At 64.8% G+C, this 17,349-nt stretch carries 16 protein-coding genes; 13 read left to right on the top strand and 3 right to left on the bottom strand.

What is annotated here, in order from left to right:
* The first annotated feature begins 306 nt into the window (after nt 1-306).
* From D0Z70_RS18920 to D0Z70_RS18895, 6 genes are all read left to right on the top strand, one after another.
* Entirely contained in the window at nt 307-873 is a 567-nt protein-coding gene (locus D0Z70_RS18920; protein WP_119749148.1) for a flagella basal body P-ring formation protein FlgA, read from the top strand.
* Nucleotides 874-918: 45 nt separating this feature from the next.
* The gene (flgM, locus tag D0Z70_RS18915; RefSeq protein WP_119749146.1) at nt 919-1,197 is read left to right on the top strand and encodes a flagellar biosynthesis anti-sigma factor FlgM; all 279 of its coding nucleotides are present in this window, start codon (nt 919-921) and stop codon (nt 1,195-1,197) included.
* 12 nt (nt 1,198-1,209) lie between these two features.
* Complete coding sequence (locus D0Z70_RS18910) at nt 1,210-1,518, top strand: hypothetical protein (protein WP_119749144.1); 309 nt, start codon at nt 1,210-1,212, stop codon at nt 1,516-1,518.
* A 443-nt stretch (nt 1,519-1,961) separates the two neighbouring features.
* Nucleotides 1,962-2,780, top strand: coding sequence for a lysozyme family protein (locus D0Z70_RS18905; protein ID WP_119749142.1), 819 nt, complete (start codon nt 1,962-1,964; stop codon nt 2,778-2,780).
* Between the two features lie 9 nt (nt 2,781-2,789).
* Nucleotides 2,790-4,928 carry a flagellar biosynthesis protein FlhA gene (gene flhA, locus D0Z70_RS18900; protein ID WP_119749140.1) on the top strand — a complete coding sequence of 713 codons (2,139 nt, stop codon included), beginning with the start codon at nt 2,790-2,792 and terminating at the stop codon, nt 4,926-4,928.
* A 14-nt stretch (nt 4,929-4,942) separates the two neighbouring features.
* Nucleotides 4,943-5,671: a sigma-70 family RNA polymerase sigma factor gene (locus D0Z70_RS18895; RefSeq protein ID WP_119749138.1), complete on the top strand. Its 729-nt coding sequence runs from the start codon at nt 4,943-4,945 to the stop codon at nt 5,669-5,671.
* A gap of 110 nt (nt 5,672-5,781) precedes the next feature.
* Here the strand turns inward: D0Z70_RS18895 and mdoH are convergent, their stop codons facing one another.
* The 3 genes from mdoH to D0Z70_RS18880 form a co-directional block, all read right to left on the bottom strand.
* Nucleotides 5,782-7,671 (bottom strand): glucans biosynthesis glucosyltransferase MdoH, encoded by a 1,890-nt coding sequence (mdoH, locus tag D0Z70_RS18890; RefSeq protein WP_119749136.1) that lies wholly within the window; start codon nt 7,669-7,671, stop codon nt 5,782-5,784.
* 60 nt (nt 7,672-7,731) lie between these two features.
* Nucleotides 7,732-9,219, bottom strand: a complete 1,488-nt coding sequence (locus D0Z70_RS18885) for an OpgD/OpgG family glucan biosynthesis protein (protein ID WP_119749161.1) — start codon at nt 9,217-9,219, stop codon at nt 7,732-7,734.
* A gap of 215 nt (nt 9,220-9,434) precedes the next feature.
* Nucleotides 9,435-10,244 carry a flagellin N-terminal helical domain-containing protein gene (locus tag D0Z70_RS18880; protein ID WP_119749134.1) on the bottom strand — a complete coding sequence of 270 codons (810 nt, stop codon included), beginning with the start codon at nt 10,242-10,244 and terminating at the stop codon, nt 9,435-9,437.
* A 334-nt stretch (nt 10,245-10,578) separates the two neighbouring features.
* On the opposite strand from D0Z70_RS18880, the gene D0Z70_RS18875 reads away from it, so the two are divergent.
* From D0Z70_RS18875 to D0Z70_RS18845, 7 genes are read left to right on the top strand one after another with little or no spacing between them, the layout of a single operon-like run.
* The gene (locus D0Z70_RS18875; protein WP_119749132.1) at nt 10,579-11,838 is read left to right on the top strand and encodes a sigma 54-interacting transcriptional regulator; all 1,260 of its coding nucleotides are present in this window, start codon (nt 10,579-10,581) and stop codon (nt 11,836-11,838) included.
* A 14-nt stretch (nt 11,839-11,852) separates the two neighbouring features.
* A complete protein-coding gene (gene fliE / locus D0Z70_RS18870; protein WP_119749130.1) occupies nt 11,853-12,215 on the top strand; it encodes a flagellar hook-basal body complex protein FliE in 363 nt (120 codons plus the stop codon).
* Nucleotides 12,216-12,218: 3 nt separating this feature from the next.
* Nucleotides 12,219-13,958: a flagellar basal-body MS-ring/collar protein FliF gene (fliF, locus tag D0Z70_RS18865; protein WP_119749128.1), complete on the top strand. Its 1,740-nt coding sequence runs from the start codon at nt 12,219-12,221 to the stop codon at nt 13,956-13,958.
* Nucleotides 13,951-14,967 carry a flagellar motor switch protein FliG gene (gene fliG / locus D0Z70_RS18860; RefSeq protein ID WP_119749126.1) on the top strand — a complete coding sequence of 339 codons (1,017 nt, stop codon included), beginning with the start codon at nt 13,951-13,953 and terminating at the stop codon, nt 14,965-14,967. Before fliF ends, fliG begins: the two co-directional genes overlap by 8 nt.
* The gene (locus D0Z70_RS18855) at nt 14,954-15,601 is read left to right on the top strand and encodes a FliH/SctL family protein (protein WP_119749124.1); all 648 of its coding nucleotides are present in this window, start codon (nt 14,954-14,956) and stop codon (nt 15,599-15,601) included. Before fliG ends, D0Z70_RS18855 begins: the two co-directional genes overlap by 14 nt.
* A complete protein-coding gene (locus D0Z70_RS18850; protein ID WP_119749122.1) occupies nt 15,598-16,926 on the top strand; it encodes a FliI/YscN family ATPase in 1,329 nt (442 codons plus the stop codon). The genes D0Z70_RS18855 and D0Z70_RS18850 overlap by 4 nt, the downstream gene beginning before the upstream one ends.
* A complete protein-coding gene (locus tag D0Z70_RS18845) occupies nt 16,923-17,348 on the top strand; it encodes a hypothetical protein (protein WP_119749120.1) in 426 nt (141 codons plus the stop codon). The genes D0Z70_RS18850 and D0Z70_RS18845 overlap by 4 nt, the downstream gene beginning before the upstream one ends.
* Nucleotide 17,349: the final 1 nt, after the last annotated feature.

The raw sequence follows: 17,349 nt of genomic DNA, 5'->3' as shown, positions 1-17,349 counted from the left end.
GTCCACGCGCTAGTGACAGCCTAAAACCCTGCCCATGATGGCTCAATCACCGCATAGCCGCGCGCAACCAACAACCATAACCAACCCGCCCGGCCAAATCGCCGCTTACGCAAAGGTCTCCTTGAGGGGGAGGTTGGGTGGGGGTGTACTGCCGCCAGCGTGGACGCTCGGCTTCGCCTCGCTCCTCCTCCCCATGATTGGAGTCACAACCATCGCATATCGGGACAAGGCCCAAGAATAGCGCAAACTGGCACGGCTCTTGCTGATATCCCCGAAAAGACCCTCCGTCTTTTCAGGAGACATACCGTGTTTCGAGCCAAGCCGATCCTTCTTGCCGCCGTCGCCATCGCGACCGTGCAGCCTGCGCTCGCGCAGCAGAAGTTCGAGAATCTGGACCGGATCGACAGTCTGGTCGCGATGACCGTCGGCGCCAATCTGGGCGAACCGGGTGGCCCGGTCGCCCCGGTCGATCGCCGCCTGAAGCTGGCGGCTTGCCCTTCCACACCATCAGTTGATGGCCCGGTTTTCGGTGCCGCGATCGTCAAATGCGACGCGCTGGGCTGGCGGATTCGCGTGCCGCTGGTCGCTGGAGCCTCCGCCGCCGCGTCCGGCCCGGTGCCGCGCGCCGCTGCCGCCAACCGCTTCGCCCCCGCCGCCCGCGCCATCCCGACCGAGCATGTCGTCAAGCGCGGCGATCCGGTGCAGCTCATGGCCGGAAACGCTGCCTTCAGCGTCTCTCGCGTCATGATTGCGGACGAAGATGGCGCAGTCGGCGAAACCATCCGGGTGCGCGAGGACAAGAAATCCGCACCGATTTTTGCCCAAGTCGTGGAAATGGGCCTTGTGCGCATTCCCGGATTTAAGGATTTCTGAACCTGTCCGTTATAGCGTGTAAGGGACGAGTGAAGGATTAGACCCATGATTAAGTCCGTCGGCCAGAGCATCAGCGCCGCCATAGAGGCGAACCGCCTGCGCGAAGGGGGCAAGACGCGCGCGTCATCGGCCACCGGCTCGACCACCGCTTCGTCGTCGGCATCGTCGGCCAGCCCTGCCTCGCGCATGGCGGCGGAAGGCGCGCCGGTCGACATGGATCGCATCGCCGCCATCAAGGCTGCGATCGCGTCGGGCAACTACCCCGTCAACCCATCGGCCATTGCCGAGCGCATGGTGGCGCTCGACCTGCCGGTCGCCGGATAAAGGATCAAGACCATGCCGCTGGGCCTTGCTGCGCTGGACGATCTGTTCGAAGCCTTCGAGGATTTGCGCGAGGTGCTGGACGGCAATGATGCCGCCGCGATCGAAATCGCCAGCAACCGGGTAAGCCATAGCGCCGCCGCCGTGCGCGCCATCGGTGCCTGGCGTTCCGAACCCCAGACCGTCGCCCGACTGAGCGCGATGCTCCCCCTGATCGACAGCGCGCGGATACGGGTCAACCTGCTCGCCGACCATGCGAATCAGCGGCTGGCTATGCTCGCCGCCCACGGCGCCCGCAACGCGCCGCTGACCTACAGCCGCTAAAAACCATTTTCTGCTGCACCCGAAAACGGCGCCAATCGGCGCCGTTTTTCGTTTGGGGGATGTTCGCGCTCCAACGGTCCTCCCCTGCAGGGGAGTGTGAATCGCATATGACTTTTCGTAATCCCTACAACGTCATCCTGAATTTATTTCAGGATCCATCGTGCCCCAAAAGCCGCCGCTGGGGACGAGAAATGGATGCTGAGCCGAAGGCCAGCGCAGCTAAACAAGTTCAGCATGACGATGAAGCGAGGGCAATTCCATCTGCGATGGCGCTACTCACGAGTAGAGGATTGTGCGGTTCACCGCTCCCCCGGTGCCTCGTAGTTCCCCCTCCCTCGGCACCCGCACAATCAGAGAAAATCAAATAGTTGCGTCGGCGTTAACCAAATCTTGGCATAAGCCTTGCTCTAATGCTCCCCAGAACCAGTGGGGACAATGAACCAATGTCGGCTTTGCCAGACATTACAGCAACGGGGATTTCGACAGGCAATCGCGTCACGAACGCGATCGCCATGGCGAGCCGCCGTACCGGCGTCGATTTCGCCTATCTGCTGGGGCAGGCGAAAATCGAATCCAGCATGAACCCCACCGCCCGCGCCACGACATCGTCCGCGACCGGCCTCTATCAGTTCATCGACCAGAGCTGGCTGGCCGTCATCGACCAGCATGGCAGCGAATATGGGCTGGGCTGGGCGTCCGATGCGATCAGCCAGGGCAGCAATGGCCGCTATTATGTGTCGGACCCGGAATTGCGCCAGCAGATACTGGACCTGCGCAAACATCCCGAAACCGCATCGGTGATGGCGGCCGAACATGCCGCCGATAACAAGGCTTTCCTTGAAAAGCGCCTTGGCCGCGAAGCCGAGCCGGTCGATCTCTACCTCGCCCATTTTCTGGGTGTTGGCGGCGCCAGCAAATTCCTGTCGGTCCATGACCGCGCGCCCGATGCCACCGCGGCCTCGCTCTTCCCGTCTGCTGCGCGCGCCAACCGCTCGATCTTTTACGATCGTGCTGGCAACGCCCGCAGCTTCGCCGACATTCGCGATCGCTTCGCGTCGAAATTGCAGAAGGGCGTCGATAGCCTGGGCGGCGACGTCCAATATGCCGACGCATCGCTCCCCAGCGGCGTAAAAACGGTCCAGCCCGCCGACTATGTGCGGATCGAAACCCAGCGCCTTAGCGAACAGGTCGATGTCGGCATCCGGCCCCAGCCGCAGACCGCACGTCTCGCCTATCTCATGCTCGCCACCCTCGGAAGGTAACGGCTCCTCATGACTCCCAACCAAATCAAAGCGAAGATCTGGATGAGCGCCGCCAAGGGGGCGGTGCTGCCCTTCGCGACGCTGATGGTCGTGCTGTTCATGATGGTGCCGGTCCCGGCGATCATGCTCGACATCGGGTTCATCACCAACATCATGATTTCGCTCGCCGTGCTGATGGTCGCATTGAACGCCGCCAAGCCGCTCGATTTCTCCGCCTTCCCGACCGTCCTGCTGTTCGCGACCCTGCTGCGCCTCGCGCTCAACGTCGCCTCCACCCGCGTCGTGCTGGTGCAGGGGCATGAAGGCTCCGATTCGGCGGGTCAGGTGATCGAGGCGTTCGGCCATTTCCTGATCGGCGGCGATTATGTCGTCGGCATCTTCGTGTTCGCCATCCTGATGATCATCAACCTGGTCGTCATCACCAAGGGTGCAGGCCGCGTGTCGGAAGTCAGCGCCCGCTTCACCCTGGACGCCTTGCCCGGCAAGCAGATGGCGATCGATGCCGATCTGAACGCGGGCCTGATGACGCCCGAAGAAGCCAAGCTGCGCCGCGCCGAAGTCGCGACCGAAGCGGATTTCTACGGCTCGATGGACGGTGCCAGCAAATTCGTGAAGGGTGACGCGGTTGCGGGCATCCTGATCCTGGTCATCAACATCATCGGCGGCATCATCCTTGGCGTCGTCAGCCATGGCCTGACCATGAGCCAGGCGGCGGAAACCTATATTCTTCTGGCCATCGGCGACGCGCTGGTGGCGCAGGTGCCAGCGCTGCTGCTCTCCATCGCAGCGGCCTCCATCGTCACCCGCGTCAAGAGCGAGGATGATCTGTCCGGCCAGATTGCGGGGCAATTCGGGTCGGCCCGCGCCTGGGTGCCGGTCGCGGCAATCCTGACCTTCATGGGCGTGCTGCCCGGTATGCCGCATCTGATCGTGCTGCCTGCTGCTGCCATATCCTGGCTCATCGCCTGGAACCTGCGCAAGGCGAGCAAGGCGAAGGCCGCGCTGCCCGAACCGGTCGCACCGCCCGCCAACCCCGCGCTGATCGAATGGGGCGATGTGTCGGACGGCGCGCTGCTCGGCCTGGAAATCGGCTATGGCCTGATCGGGCTGGTCGACGAACGCAAGGGCGCGCCTTTGATGGCGCGGATCACCGGCATCCGTCGCCAGCTGTCCAAGGAACTGGGCTTCGTCGTGCCGATGGTTCGCGTGAAGGACAATCTGGCGCTCGAACCCAATCAATATCGCATCACCATTGCCGGCGTTGTCGTCGGCGAAGATGAAATCTGGCCCGAAGATCTGCTCGCGCTCGACAGCGGCGCGCTGGAAGGCACGGTCGCTGGTCGCGCCGCGAAAGACCCGACCTTCGGGCTGGACGCGGTCTGGATTACGCAGGCCAAGCGCAGCGAAGCCGTGGTCGCAGGCTATACGGTGGTCGATCCGCCGACGGTCGTGGCAACGCATCTCAACCAGCTGATCGCCATGAACGCCGCCGAAATGTTCGGCCTCGATGAAGCGCGCAAACTGCTCGACAATCTGAAGGACGTCGCCCCCCAGCTGGTCGATGGCCTGACCCCCGGCACGCTCAGCCTCACGCAGATCAGCGCGCTCTGCCGCGCGCTGCTGTCCGAAGGCATTGCGCTCAAGGAATTCCGCCGCATCTGCGAAGCCATGGTCGACGCCGCGCGGCCCGACATGAGCCACGAACAACTGGTCGAAGCGGTCCGCCAGCGCATCGGCGCGCTCATCATTCAGGGGCTGGTGCCGGTCAAGATGCCGCTGCCGGTCATCACGCTCGACGGCGATCTGGAAGCCTTGCTGGCGCAGGCCATGCGGGTTGCGGGCGACGCGCGCCACCCGATCGAACCCGCGCTCGCCAACCGCATCGTCGAAGCGGTGGTGCAGGCTGCCCGGCCCTTGCTGGGTCAGGCGCGCAATTTCGCCATCGTCACCTCGCCGGTCGCGCGCCGGGCGATGGCGCGGCTGTTCAAGCCGCATCTGCCCGAAACACCGGTCCTGTCCTTTCTGGAAATACCGGACGGCAAGGGCGTGGAGGTGGCCGCCGTCGTCGGAGGCGAACAACGCCCCACGCCGCGCCACGATCCAGCGCCGCGTCATGATCCCATGATGCAGCGCGAACGGGTCGCTTGAGGAGAGGCTGACCGATGTACATGAACAAGATCACGTCCGGCGCCCATACCTATGCCAGGCCGGGGGACAACAGCCCGGAACGGCTGGCGCGCCAATATATGCCGCTGGTGCGCAAGATCGCCTGGCACGTCCATGGCCGCGTTTCCACCGCGATTGAGGTCGAGGATCTGCTCCAGATCGGCATGGTCGCACTGGTCGAGGCCGCCAACAGTTTCGAGGATCGCGGGCTTGGCTTTGCCGCCTATGCGCAACTGCGCGTGCGCGGCGCGATGATCGACCATCTGCGGCGGCAGGCAACGATCTGCCGCTCCGCCATGGCCAGGCGCAAGGATCTGGCCAAGGTCCGCAACCGGCTGGAACAGCAGCTGGGCCGCCTGCCGACCGAAGCGGAAATGTCCGCCGACATGGGGCTGGACCCGTCCGATTATCGCGAACTCGCTGACAGTGTGGAGATGGTCCAGCATACCAGCATGGACGAAGTCTATTCCGACCAGTCGATGTGGTTCGCCGATGTGGAGGACCGCGCCGACGACATATTGGAACGCGAATCGCTAAAGGCCGCGATCGCGAACGGCATCAGCGAATTGCCGGAGCGTGAGGCGCTGGTGCTGCAACTCTATTTCGTCGAGGAACTCAATCTGGAGGAAATCGGCCACACGCTGGACATTGGCGCGGCACGGGTTTGCCAGATCAAGAAAGCTGCGCTCGACCGCCTGCGCGAAAAACTGCGCGACTGGGATTAACGCCCAACACTACCTCCGTTCGCCCTGAGCCTGTCGAAGGGGCGTCCTTCTTGCGAAGAAGAACAAGGCTTCGACAAGCTCAGCCCGAACGGCTTTGGCTGTAGCCCGCCTCACTCATCATTCGCAGCAAACGGCCCCATCCGCCGCTCATCGCCACTCGGCCAGCGAAAGCGCAGCGGGCGATAGCTTTGCGTGCGCCACCACGGATCGGCGACAACGAACAGTCCGCTCTGCTCCGCCCGCCGCCCCAGATCCTTGCGCGCGGTCAGCGCCGCCAGCACAGGGGCCAGCAGCAATCCCGCCACCACCGGCGTGATCCAGCCCAGCCCACCGGCCTGCACGGCCATCGCGGTCAGGCCGATCCCCAGCAAAATATGCCATTTGAACAGCCAGATGGCGCTGCCCAGTCCCATGCCGTCGCGGTCGCGGGTCTGCCCGTTCCAGTTGCTCTTGCGCCCCATCAAGATACCGAACAGATTAATCGTCTGGGTCAGCATCGCCACCGGTGCCATCAGGATCGACAGCGCAATATCGGCAAACACCCCGCGCGTCATCCGCGCCGCGCCGCCAAAGCCGATCCGCCGCGCCGGATCGATCAGCGCCCATATCATCGCCAGCAGCTTGGGACCAAACAGCAAGGTCGCGGTCACCGCCAGCAACCCGCCCGACGGCAGCACCGCGCTTGGCGGCCACACGCCCGCCAGCGCCCCGCCCAGCACGACCAGCATCAGCGCGAGCCAGAGCGGCGACGTGCAATAGGCCGACGCCCCGACCAGCAGCTGGAAGCGGCTGACCGGATGCAGCCCGGCAATCTTGATGAACAAGGGCACATGCTGAATATTGCCCTGACACCAGCGCCGGTCGCGGGTGAAGAGGTCGGGCATGGCGGGCGGAAATTCCTCGAAACTATCCTCGGCGCTCACCATATGCACGTCCCAGCCGCGCCGCCGCAGCAGCGCCGCCTCGATCATGTCATGGCTCATGATATGCCCGCCAAAGGGCGCGCGTCCGGGCAATTCGGGTAGGCCGCAACTCTGTGCAAAGGCCTTGACCCGCACGATCGCATTATGCCCCCAGAACATGCCTTCGGAGCCTGCCCACCAGATCATCCCCGCAGCCGAAATCGGCCCGAACAGCCGGCTGGCAAATTGCTGCCAGCGCGCGAACAATGTGGCCGCACCCACCACGGTGGGGACGGTCTGGATCAATCCGACCTGCGGATGCCGCTCCATATCGGCGGCCAGCCGCGCCATCGTCTGGCCGCTCATCACGCTGTCCGCGTCCAGCACGACCATATAGTCATAACCGCTGCCAAAACGCTCGACCCATTCGGCGATATTGCCCGGCTTGCGCCCGATATTCAGCGCGCGACGGCGATAATGAACCGGGCGAGAGAAAGACTCGCGCATTTCCAGATAGGCGCGCCGCTCCGTCTCGCCATTGTCGGCATTGGAATCGGACAGGATGAAAAACTCGAACCGCTCGCCCCCCATCACCTGCGCCAGCGATCGTTCCATGATCGATAGCCGACCCAGCACGCCCAGAAAATCCTCGTTACAGACGGGCAGCAAAATCGCAGTCTTGCCCGCCAGCGCTGTCGCGGGGGTCAAAGCATGGGGCGTGACGGCGCGACCCTTGCCCACGGTCAGCAGCAGGAAACCGATCAACGCCGTGGCAAAACCGAAAGCGATCCAGGCGAAGAGCGGGATGAACAGCGCCAGATAGACGCCCTCCCACGCTGAAATCCCGTCCAGCCCGATCGACCGGCGCATCTCATGCGCGGCCATGGCGGCGGGCAGCAGCGCCAGCAGCACGACCAGCAGGCGGCGCGCCCACAGGTCGATATTGAACCGCCGCCGCGCGATCATCGGCGGACGCCCGCCAAAATCCTGCACCGGCATGGCGATCGGCGTTTCCGCCGGAAGCTGCTCAAATGCCCGTGGCAAGGGCTTGTCTCCGGTGACGGCATCCACCGTCAGCACGTCTCCCGTCACATTCATTCCAGACCTGATTGTGATTGACCCACGGGACAGAACCGCTCGTTACGCTGGCGGTTCCCTTCATCCCATAATCGGATAATGCACATATTCGCTCAAAAGGCGACCATCGCCGCGCAATTGCATCCGAACCTCCGCCGGAACGCCCGATTTCGCCTCCAGGTCGATGACCGCGCGGAACAGGCCCGCCTGCCCCAGCACCGGATAGCCCGCCGCCTTGATCAGCGCGCCTCCGCTCATGTCCGTCCAGACGTCCGGCCGCACCCCCTGCGGCACGCCCGCAAAATCGACCACCAGCCGCTGCGCATCGGGCCGATCGCCGCGCCCGCGCCACATATTGGCGACGGTCGCAAGGGCAGTCCCGGCCGGATTTTGCGCCGCCGACCAGTCGAGCCGATAGGCCATGTCGACCCGCCGCCCCGGCACCGGCGCGGCATCCGGCGTCCAATAGGCCGCGACATTGTCGGTATATTCGCTGTCGGTCGGAAAGCTGTAGAGTCGCACCTGTCCCGCGCCCAGCGGTCGGGCAGGGGTCGCCCAGAGCGAAGGCCGCCGGTCGTAAAAGACGCCATCATCCTGATAATGGGCAAAATTCCGGTCCCGCTGGAGCAGGCCAAAGCCTTTGGGGTCGCGCTCGGCAAAGGCGCTGACCTGCGGCACGGCGGGGTTGACCAGCGGCCGGGCATGGACAGTGCCGTCATGGCTGGCGATCGACAGCATGTCGCTGTCATGGATTTCCGGCCGCCAGTCGGTCCCCTGCCGCCGGTTCGCCTGATCATACCAGAACATGCTGGTCATCGGCATCAGCCCCAGTTCGGGGATCGCCCGGCGGGGGAACAGCGCGGCGGTCACATCCTGCCGCACGCCATCGGCCCCAAGGCTGCTGACGAAGCGGAACGCCCCGGTAATCGACGCGCCATCCAGCAGCGCATGGATGGTGATGCTGCTGGTGCCAGTCCGCTCCAGCCAGAAATGGGTGAAGCGGGGAAACTCCTCCTTGCCCTGTATGCTCGTATTGATCGCGATCGCGCGGGCCGACAGGCCGAACTGCTTTTGCGGGCTGGGCGCACGGAAATAGCTGGCCCCCAGAAAGGACAGCCAGTCGCCGTCGCGCGCGGCGTTCATGATGCGGAACCCGGCAAAGCCCGCGTCGGGGGGCAGCCGCTTGACCGGATTGCCGTCCGGCGCGTCGAACATGGCCGGATCATAGCGCAGCGGCGTGGCGCGGCCCTTTTCGACCAGCGCGATCTGCACGGGTTGCGCCGCGGTCCGGCTGAGCGGGAACAGCCGCACCCCGGTATCGCCGGGCAAATCGCCCCAGATGGTGCGATCATCGGCAAAGCGCGCCTGATGCAGCGCATCATAATCGATCGCCTGCGCGCCGGGATGCAGCGGCGTCTCGGCAAAGGGCGCGCGCGCCTGTCGTTGCGCCCGCGCCACCAGCCGCTCCCAGGAGAAAGTCTCACTGGCTGCCTGCGCCATCAGTCTGCGGGGAAGGATCAGCGCTGCGCCGGTGGCGGCGATCATCGCGCGCCGGTTGATCATGGTCATGCCCGCCATCATGGGTTGCGGGCCATCCAAAGCCAAGGCCTCTATCCTGCCAAACGCGACGAAACCCCCGTCCGGGGGGACGAGGGCTTCGCATATGCTGGTCGTTAGATCGAAGATGTGACCCCCGGCACGGTGGGGACTGTTGATGTGCCGGGGGTTACGTTGGGCGGCTGTCCGGTGACCAGGACCTCAGCCGACCAATGGGGTAACCTGAATTAGCCGATCAGCTTCAGCACGCCCTGCTGGCTCTGGTTGGCCTGTGCCAGCATCGCGGTCGAAGCCTGGCTCAGGATCTGCGACTTGGCGAGCGAGGTCGTTTCCGACGAGAAGTCGGCGTCTTCGATCCGGCTGCGGGCGTCGGTCAGGTTGGTGATGTTGTTGGTCAGGTTGTTGACGGTCGATTCCAGGCGGTTCTGACCGGCACCCAGTGCAGCGCGGGTCGTGCCCACGGCGGCCAGAGCATCGTCCACATCGTCCAGCGCGGTGGTGGCACCGGCAGCAGTGCCGATGTCCGAAGCGGAAGCGGCCGAAACGTCCAGGCCAGTGATGACCAGGTCGACCTGGTCGGCGGAGCCGGCACCGGTCTGGATTGCGATCGTCACGTCGGCTGCGCCGAATACGTTGGTGCCGTTGAACTTGGTGTTGGCGATCACGTCGTCAATCTGCGCACCCAGTTCGGCAACTTCCGCCTGCATGTTTGCGCGGTCGTCGTCGGTGTAGGTGCCGCTGGCGCTCTGGACCGCCAGTTCGCGGATGCGCTGCAGCATGTTGGTGACTTCGCCGAGCGCGCCTTCCGCCGTCTGGGCCAGCGAGATGCCGTCATTGGCGTTGCGGACCGCCTGGGTCATGCCGCGGATCTGCGAGGTCATGCTCGAAGCAATGGCGAGGCCGGCGGCGTCGTCCTTGGCGCTGTTGATGCGCTTGCCGGTCGACAGGCGTTCCATTGCGGTGCTCAGCGACTTGCTGGCCATCGTGGAAGCGTTGGCGGAGCGCAGAGCGGCGGTGTTGGTTCCGATAACAGTCATGGTGTTTCCCTTTCCGTGTCAATCAGGTCGCTGCCATCCGTTAGAGCGCTTGCGGCCTCGAAAGGGGATAACGGCGGGGGGCGAGCGGCTTTTAGGGGCCATGTCGATTTTTATGCATTTTTCGTGTTTTGCCCGTCGCTTAACGGCCCTCTACGCGCGCACATAGTATATTAAGTGCACTTGCCCGGTTGCCGCGGCGGAAAATAATTGCCGGTCGGCGGCAATGGTTAGCGGCAATTAACCAATTGCTAACCATGGTGGCGCACATTGGGACCATCGAAGAAGGCCAGGGCGTACGGGGGTACAAGCTGGCCAGCCATTTGGGGACCAAGTCATGTCATCGCTCGATATGAGCCGAGATGTTTGTGCGCTCGTTCCAGGGTTGCAGCATTGGCTGGAAAATGCCCTGTTCGCCGTCCGGGTCGTGGACGCCGCCGCGCCGCGTGAACGCGACAGCCGCCGCGTGCTGCTGGCGACCGAAATCGGCCATGCCACCCATCGCGACATCCTCATCAACCTTGTCGACGGCGCGCCCTCGCTGGTGACCGCCGCCAATGGCCTTCCCGCCCGCGTCGCCTTCGGCCTTGAGGATATGGGCTTTGCCTTCGCCCTCATCGCCGAACTGGCCCGTCCCGCCGCCATCCCCGCCGTGGGCGACAGCGCCAGCGCCCGGCTGATGACGCTCGCTGGCCGGGTCGCGCGCAGCGAAGCCACTGTCCTCATTCAGGGTGACACCGGCACCGGCAAGGAAGGCATGGCGCGCTTCCTCCACACCCAGTCGGGCCGCACGTCGGGCGACTTCATCGCCGTCAATTGCGCCGCCCTGCCTGAAACCATGATGGAAGCGATGCTGTTTGGCCATCGCAAGGGCAGCTTCACCGGCGCGGCCAATGCGTCCGAAGGACTGTTCCTGGCCGCAGACGGCGGCACGCTCTTCCTCGACGAAATCGCCGAACTGCCGATCGCGCTTCAGGCCAAGCTGCTGCGCGCGCTTCAGGAAGGCGAAGTCCTCCCCGTCGGCGCGACCCATGCCGTGCCGGTCAATGTTCGCGTCATCGCCGCCTGCAACCGCGATCTGGCGACCGAATGTGCCGCCGGTCGGTTCCGCGAGGATCTCTACTGGCGCCTCAATGTCATGCCGCTCGACCTGCGCCCGCTGGCCGAGCGTCCCGGCGACATCGCTGCGATCGCCGCCGCCATGCTGCTGCGCCTGTCGGATATGGGCAAGGACGGCTTTGTCTGGCCGACTGCCGCAGCGCTCGACAAGCTTGTCGCCCACGCCTGGCCGGGCAATGCCCGCGAACTCGGCAACGTCCTCCAGCGCGCGCTGGTGCTGCGCGACGGCGATCGGATCGACGCGCATGATCTGCATCTGGCGGGCGCGCCCCGGCAGCAGGGTTTGCGCATCGTGTCGCCCGAACCGGCTGAACCGATCCGCCTGCGCGACGTCGCTCATCACAGCAAATTGGAAGCGATCCGCACCGCGCTGCGCGAAACCGACGGCCACCGTGCCGCCGCCGCGCGCAAGCTGGGCATCTCTGAACGCACGCTGCGCTATCGGCTCGCCGAAATGCGCGAGCTGGCCGCGGCTTGACGGGAGGATAGGGCATGACCGGCATTTCCCCGACAGACAATGTGATGGCGATCCGCAACGCCATCCTGCAAAAAAACGCCGCCCTGCGCGACGTCGCCTCGACCGGATCGGTCGGCGGCGCGAACGCCCCAAACGGTACTGCGCCCGGCACCGCGCCCGGTGGCTTTACCGAAGCGCTCAACAATGCGCTGCAACAGGTCAACGGCCTGCAAGGGAAGGCCGGTGAGGCAGCCGCCGCGTTCGAGCGGGGCGAAACCACCGACATCGCCGCCGTCATGCTCGCCAAGCAGCAGGCGTCGGTCAGCTTCGAAGCGACCCTTCAGGTCCGCAACAAACTTCTGTCCGCCTACAAGGACATTATGAGCATGCCGGTCTAAACAATGGAAAACGCACTCAGCACCAATGTCGGCGCATCGACGCCCGCTCTCAGCCCCGCTCCCGCCTTTGGCGGGGGAGCCAAGGGGATTGATGCCATCAAGGCGCGGCTGACCGGCTTCATGAAACAGCCCGCCGTGGCGAAGAGCCTGCCGCTGCTCGGCCTGCTCGGCGTCCTTGCGGTCGCTGGCCTCGCCTGGATGGCGCTGCGCGAACCGCCGCAGCGTGACCTGTTCCGTGGCCTGCCCGATACCGACAAGTCGGCGGTCGCGCAGATCCTCGACCAGAACGGCATCCCCTATGATTTCGACAATAGCGGCGCGATGACCGTGGGGGAGGGCGATTATTTCAAGGCGAAGATGATGCTCGCCGCGCAAGGCCTGCCCAAGAGCGCGCCCGACGGCAACAGCATGATCGACAGCCTGCCCATGGGCGCCAGCCGCGCCGTGGAAGGGGAAAAGCTGCGCTCCGCCCGCGAAATGGACCTCGCCCGCACGATCGAGGCGATCGACAGCGTCGAAAGCGCCAAGGTCCACCTCGCCGTCGAGCCGCCCAGCGTGTTCCTGCGCGATCGCGCCAAGCCCACCGCGTCGGTCATGCTGCGCCTCGCCAATGGCCGCACCCTTACCGATGCGCAGGTCAGCGCGATCGTCCATCTCGTCGCCTCGTCGGTTGCCGACCTGTCGCCCGACCAGATTTCGCTGGTCGACCAGAATGGCCGCCTCCTCAGCAAGAATGACAGCGACTCCGGTGACGACCGTCAGCTCACGATCCAGAACCGGATCGAGGACCGCTATCGCCAGTCGGTCGTCGCGCTGCTCACCCCGATCCTGGGCGCCAACAACTTTTCCACCGAAGTCCATGCCGAACTCAATTTTGCCGAGCGGCAGGCGACCCGCGAAACCTATCCGCAGGACGAAGCCCGGCTGCGCACCGAACAGGGCACCTGGGCCTCCGACCCGCGGGGTCAGGGCGCTGGCGAAGCATCGGGCATCCCCGGCGCGCTTTCCAATCAGGCACCCGTCAACCCGACCGTGACCCAGACCAATCCCAATGGTCAGGCCGTCCAGCAGGGTCAGACCGCCGCCGCGCAAACCCCTGGCACCCCGCCCAACCCGCTGCTCAAGACCGAAGAGACGTTCAACCGCAGCTTTGAACTGGGCCGTGAAGTGTCCGTAACCAAGGATGCCATCGGCACCGTCAAGCGCCTCTCGGTCGCCGTCGCGCTGGACAATGCCCCCGATGGCAAGGCGCGCACGCCCCAGGAAATTGCCGCGCTCGAAGCCTTGGTGAAGGGCGCGATCGGCTTCGACCAGGCCCGTGGCGACGTTGTGGCGCTCTCCTCGCGCAGCTTCCTCAAGACGCAAGAAGTAAAGCCCCTCTGGTATGAGGCTGAATGGGTCTCGCCGCTGGTCCGCAATGTCTCCGCCCTGCTCGTCGCCCTGCTCGTCATCTTCGGCATCGGACGCCCGCTCTTGAAGCGCCGCGCCGCAGCGCAGGAGGCGGTCGCCGCCGACACGGCCCAGAACGGCCAGCGCATCGGTCGCGAAATTTCGGGCGAACTGACCAAACAGGCGGTCGAGGCACCCGATCCCAGCCGCCCCATCACGCTCGACATGATCTCCTCCACCTATGACTATGCCCAGCGCGCCGACCTCATTCGCAACTTTGTGAAGCAGGACCCTGATCGCGCTGCCCTGGTCGTCCGCGACCTCCTGAAGGAGGGGAAGAAGGAAAATGCCTGAGATCGTTCCCGGTCGGCCAGAGGCGCTCAAGGGCAGCGCCGCCGCCGCCGTCCTGCTGATGCTGTTCGATGAGGATGAGGCCGCGCAGATCCTGGCGCGTCTGGAACCTGAAGAAGTGCGCCAGCTGGGCTATGCCATGTATGACGTCGCCGATGTCGATCCCGAAGAGGTGAACGAGGCGCTCGACCATTTCGTGACCAAGGCGAAGAAACGCACCACCATCGGCTATGGCGCGACCCGCCATATTCGCGGCGCGATGACCAAGGCCTTGGGCGAGGAACGGGCCGAAACCATCCTCGCGCGCATCACCCCGCCGACCCGCTCCACCCAGCTGGAAATGCTCAAATGGATGGACGCCAAGGAAATCGCGGCGCTGATCGAGGCGGAGCATCCGCAGATCATGGCAATCGTGCTGGCGCATCTGGAGGCGCCGATTGCCGCCGACGTGCTGCAATTGCTGCCGGTCGAATATCAGGAAGAAATTGTCTATCGCATCGCGACGCTCGGCCCCGTGTCGAACGAGGCGCTCGACGATCTGGAACAATTGCTGCTGCGCGGCCCGGCCAAGAAGCAGGGCGCAGCATCCCAGCGTGGCGGCACGATCGAGGCCGCTGCGATCATGAACAATGTCCGCAAGGATAATGAGCAGCGGATCATGAAGGCGGTGGCCAAGCGCGACAAGATGATCGCCCAGACCATCGAGGAAGAGATGTTCGTGTTCGATAATCTGATCGACATGGACGACAAGAATCTCGGCACGCTGATGCGCACCGTCGATAGCGCCGTGCTGGTCGTCGCCTTGAAGGGCGTCAATGACCTGCTCAAGGGCAAGATCTTCAGCTGCATGTCCGCCCGCGCGGCGCAGTCGATCGCCGACGAGATTGAGGAACGCGGCCCGATCCGCCTCGCTGAAGTGATCGACGCACAGAAACTCATCATCGCCACCGCGCGCCGCATGGCCGACGCCGGCACCATCATGCTGGGTGGCAAGGGGAATGACTTTGTCTAAAATCTGGGGTGCAGAAGCGGTGCAGGATGTCGCGCCGGTCTCGATGACGGGCGTGCGGCAGGTCGAAAGTGGCGGCTTTCGCAGCCTCTACACCTCGATCCCCGGCCAGCACACCGCGACGATGCGCCATGGCGTCATCGAGATGGAGGCAGAGGCCGATCCGATGGAGGAGGCCCGGATGGAAGCCTTCACCATGGGTTTCGACGAAGGCTGCCGCATCACCGCCCAGACCCATGCCGACGCGACCGACGCGCAGACCCGCCTCATCGAGGCGCTGGAAATGCTCAGCCCCGCGCCCAGCGGCATGTTGTCCACCATGCTCTCCGCCACGGTCGTCCGTCTGGTCGAACAGATTGTCGGCGAAGTGGAGATCGACATTGAACGGCTGGTGCAGCGCTGCGACACGGTCGCGGCCTTTATCGAGGATAATGAGGGCAAGAGCGCCCTGCATCTCCATCCCGACGACATCGCCCTGCTGGATGGCGAGACGATCGGCGTCAAACTGGTCGCGGACAAGGCGATGCACCGCGGCTGCGTGCGGCTCGAAACCGCTGATGGCTGGGTCGAGGATGGCCCGGACGTTCGCCTCGCCCGCCTGCGCGCGCTGATGGACGATATGGAGGGCAAGCCTTGATCCGCGCTGCGCTGGCCCAGGCCGAAACCCTGTTCGATCATCTCCAGGTCCAGAACCGCACCCCCCGCCGGGTTGGCCGTCTGGTCAGCCATGACGCGGGTATGCTCGAAGTCACCGGCTTCCGCCGTCCGATCGGCTCTGGCGCGCGCGTCATGGCCAGCGACGGGTCGATCTGCCGTGCCGAAGTCGTCGGCTTTCGCGGCGACCGCACCCTGCTGGTGCCACTGGATGCAGACGCACCGCTGGAAAATGGCATCCGGGTCGAACCGGACAGTCAGGCGAACATGGTGCAGGTCGGCGAAGGGCTGATCGGCCGCGTGGTCGATGCCATGGGCCAGCCCTTGGATCGCAAGGGACCGATCATCGCAGGCGGCGTCTGGCCGCTGAATGGCGTCAAGGGCAATGTCCTTGACCGGGGCCGGGTCACCGAACCCTTCGACCTTGGCGTCCGCGCCGTCAATGCGCTGCTCACTGCCGGGCGCGGCCAGCGCATCGCCATCATCGCCGGGTCGGGCGTCGGTAAATCCGTGCTGATGGGCCAGATGATCGCCGGGGCCGAAGCCGATGTGGTCGTCGTCGGCCTGATCGGCGAGCGAGGCCGCGAAGTCAGCGATTTCCTCGAAACCAAACTCAAGCACATGATGCACAAGAGCATCGTCGTTGCCGTCCCTGCCGATCATCCCCCGGTGCTGCGCCTGCGCGCCGCCGCGCGCGCCACCGCCATCGCTGAATATTTCCGCGCTCGTGGCAAGAAGGTGCTGTTGCTGATCGACAGCCTGACCCGCTGCGCCCATGCCCAGCGCGAAATCGGCCTGGCCCTTGGCGAACCCCCGGCGATGAAGGGCTATCCGCCCTCCGCCCTCGCACTCATCCCCCGGCTGGTCGAACGGGCAGGGGTGGACGCCCGCACCGGCGGATCGATCACTGCGCTCTACACCGTGCTGGCCGATGGCGACGATACCGACGATCCAATTGTCGACGCGGCCCGCGCCATTGTCGACGGCCATTTCGTCCTCTCGCGCCATCTGTCGGAACAGGCGATCTTCCCCGCCATCGACATCGGCAAGTCCCTGTCGCGCGTCATGGCCGACGTCGTGCCTGACGAACATCGCATGGCGGCGGCCAATTATCGCCGCCTCTGGGCCGCCTATGAGGAAAATCGCGATCTCATCCTGATGGGCGCCTATCGCCCCGGCAATGATCCGGTGATCGACGAAGCCGTCCAGCGCCGTCAGGAAATCCTCGACTTCATCCGGCAGGACCAGAAAAGCCGCATCGACCTCGACACCAGCGCCGCCGCCCTCGTCGCGAGCTTTGGCGCATGAAAAGTCTTGTCTCCCGCCGCCAGCGCGTGCTGCGCGTGCGCCACGTCCAGCACGCCATGGCCGTCGCCGAAACCGCGCGCGCCCGTGATGAGGCCGATGGGCTTGCCCGCAATATCGATCGCCTGAACAAGGTGCGCAGCGAATTGTTTGAGACCGAAGGGGCCGCCACTGGCGCGTCTTTCGCGGCGATGCAGGAACTCGCCACCCGGCTGGAACAGGCCGGACGACAGTTGGACGGCGCCCTTTATGATGCCCGGCGCAAGGTGGAAGCCAAAGAAGGCATGACTCTTGCAGCGAACCGCGAGAAGGAAATCGCCACCCGCCTCAAGGACCGCGCCCGCGCGACCCTGGAGGAATGGCGCGAAAACAAGCTGGCAGCGCTGCCGCGCTATCGCCGGATGCAGCGGAACGGGGAAGCCTGAC

It is taken from the genome of Sphingobium terrigena (assembly GCF_003591655.1).
Lineage (GTDB): Bacteria > Pseudomonadota > Alphaproteobacteria > Sphingomonadales > Sphingomonadaceae > Sphingobium > Sphingobium terrigena.
This window is presented reverse-complemented; position numbering and strand designations above follow the sequence as displayed.

Bases quoted from the DNA above. Each gene is read 5' to 3' on its own strand.
- flgM (WP_119749146.1), top strand. From the start codon at position 919: ATGATTAAGTCCGTCGGCCAGAGCATCAGCGCCGCCATAGAGGCGAAC.
- D0Z70_RS18910 (WP_119749144.1), top strand. From the start codon at position 1,210: ATGCCGCTGGGCCTTGCTGCGCTGGACGATCTGTTCGAAGCCTTCGAG.
- D0Z70_RS18905 (WP_119749142.1), top strand. From the start codon at position 1,962: ATGTCGGCTTTGCCAGACATTACAGCAACGGGGATTTCGACAGGCAAT.
- flhA (WP_119749140.1), top strand. From the start codon at position 2,790: ATGACTCCCAACCAAATCAAAGCGAAGATCTGGATGAGCGCCGCCAAG.
- D0Z70_RS18895 (WP_119749138.1), top strand. From the start codon at position 4,943: ATGTACATGAACAAGATCACGTCCGGCGCCCATACCTATGCCAGGCCG.
- mdoH (WP_119749136.1), bottom strand. From the start codon at position 7,671: ATGAATGTGACGGGAGACGTGCTGACGGTGGATGCCGTCACCGGAGAC.
- D0Z70_RS18885 (WP_119749161.1), bottom strand. From the start codon at position 9,219: ATGACCATGATCAACCGGCGCGCGATGATCGCCGCCACCGGCGCAGCG.
- D0Z70_RS18880 (WP_119749134.1), bottom strand. From the start codon at position 10,244: ATGACTGTTATCGGAACCAACACCGCCGCTCTGCGCTCCGCCAACGCT.
- D0Z70_RS18875 (WP_119749132.1), top strand. From the start codon at position 10,579: ATGTCATCGCTCGATATGAGCCGAGATGTTTGTGCGCTCGTTCCAGGG.
- fliE (WP_119749130.1), top strand. From the start codon at position 11,853: ATGACCGGCATTTCCCCGACAGACAATGTGATGGCGATCCGCAACGCC.
- fliF (WP_119749128.1), top strand. From the start codon at position 12,219: ATGGAAAACGCACTCAGCACCAATGTCGGCGCATCGACGCCCGCTCTC.
- fliG (WP_119749126.1), top strand. From the start codon at position 13,951: ATGCCTGAGATCGTTCCCGGTCGGCCAGAGGCGCTCAAGGGCAGCGCC.
- D0Z70_RS18855 (WP_119749124.1), top strand. From the start codon at position 14,954: ATGACTTTGTCTAAAATCTGGGGTGCAGAAGCGGTGCAGGATGTCGCG.
- D0Z70_RS18845 (WP_119749120.1), top strand. From the start codon at position 16,923: ATGAAAAGTCTTGTCTCCCGCCGCCAGCGCGTGCTGCGCGTGCGCCAC.